Source organism: Pseudomonas sp. P5_B2, from assembly GCF_056400445.1.
Map to the genome: position 1 here is coordinate 1 of NZ_JBFULH010000744.1, position 1,821 is coordinate 1,821.

Consider the following 1,821-nt stretch of genomic DNA (forward strand, 5'->3'; position numbering starts at 1 on the left):
TCACCGAGCAGAGTCGAGTATTGCAGTTTTCGTCGTTGAGTTTTGACTCGTCGCTGATCGACATATTCCCGACCCTGCTTCAAGGCGCCGAACTGATCGTGCCCAGTGACAATCAACGTCGCGATCCATTGCAACTGGTCGAGCTGATCCAACAGCACCAACTCAGCCACGCGTTTCTGCCACCGGCACTGTTGAGCATACTGCCGCTGGAACAGCTGCAGGGGCTGGATCATGTGATGACCGGAGGCGACGTTTGCGAACCCTATGTGATTGAGCAACTGACTCGCCAGGGCAAGCTCTACAACCTTTATGGCCCGACCGAAGCCACCGTGCTGATTACCGCGCAACAGTTGCGTCCCGGCGACAGCAATCGAACCCTCGGCGCACCGATTGCCAACAGTCAGGTGCTGATTCTCGATGAAGAATTTCAACCGGTGGCGGACCAAACCGTCGGTGAGTTGTACATCGTCGGGCCGGGGGTGTGCCTGGGGTATTTGAACAATCYGCAGCAGACCACCGAGCGCTATCTGAACCTGAATATGCCTAGCGGCCGGAGCCTGCGCGCCTACCGCACCGGCGACATGGCGAAGTGGGCCCAAGATGGCATCGAGCTTTGTGGGCGACGGGATCACCAGGTGAAGATACGCGGTTTTCGGGTTGAACCGGAAGAGATTGAATGCTGCCTGCGTGACAGCCAGTTGTACCGTCAGGTGGCGGTGGTCATCGACAGTCATCGGCGCATTCTGGCCTTCCTCGCGCAACCTCAGGAAGACCGGCCCGGCATCGCTCGAGAAGCCTTGAAGGCTCACGCGTCGCAGTTTTTGCCGGACTACATGCAGCCGGTTGCCTGGACCGAACTACAAAGCATGCCCTTCGCCAGCAATGGCAAAGTTGACCGCATAGCTCTGCTTGCAATGCCTGTCAGCGTTCAGGAAAACACGACTCGACGCTTACCTGCTAATGCCGATGAGGCCCTGCTGCTGGAGATCTGGGCCGAACTGCTGGAGCTGCCGGCCAGCGACATTTCTACTGACGAAAGCTTCTTTAATCTAGGCGGTCATTCGATCCTGTTGTCGCGCATGTTGCTGCGATTGCGTGAGAAATTCGGTCGCAGTATTTCGATCAACCGCTTCATCGAACTGCCGACCATTGCGAAGTTGGCGACCTTGGTGCGCGGCTCCGGCACCGAAGAGGTGTTGAGCGGAAAGGCCTTGGCCGATGCCTTTCGTGAGCTGGATATTCAGCCGTTGCCCATCAGCCAAATGGGCGATGTGCACAAGGTGATCGTGACCGGCGCCAACAGTTTTGTCGGCGTGCACATTGTCGAGGCGCTGCTGGGTTGGGGCGCTACTGAGGTCGCCTGCCTGGTGCGCGATGGTGGTGGGCGATCGGCGGTTGAGCGCTTTGCCCATGCACTGCGCGAGAACCGCCTGGAGCATCTAGACCTGAGCCGGGTACGGGTGCATGCCGCAGACATCACTCGTCCGTCTCTGGGACTGTCCGATGAAGTTTACGAGCGCCTCGATCGAGAGTTTGGCGCGCTGGTGCACAACGCTGCCAACGTCAATCACGTGCTCGATTACGAGTCACTGGCGCAGGACAACGTCGAACCTATTTTCGAGTGCCTCAGGTTGTGTGAAGGGCGCAGCAAAAAGGTTTTCAATTTCGTCTCTACGCTCTCGGCTTCCAGCACGATGACCGCCGAGGGCCGGGTGCTCGAATTGCCCGCCGCGCAGACACCGCCGATCTACATCAAGAACGGCTACAACCTGTCCAAATGGGTCGGCGAACGGATTCTTGAGCGAGCTCGCGAGCGCGGGG

General features: G+C 58.6%; 1 protein-coding gene. It reads left to right on the top strand.

Annotated elements, in window-relative coordinates:
• The coding region (locus tag AC1DRJ_RS26240; protein WP_477804715.1) for an SDR family oxidoreductase at window positions 1-1,821 on the top strand (1,821 nt) is incomplete at both ends.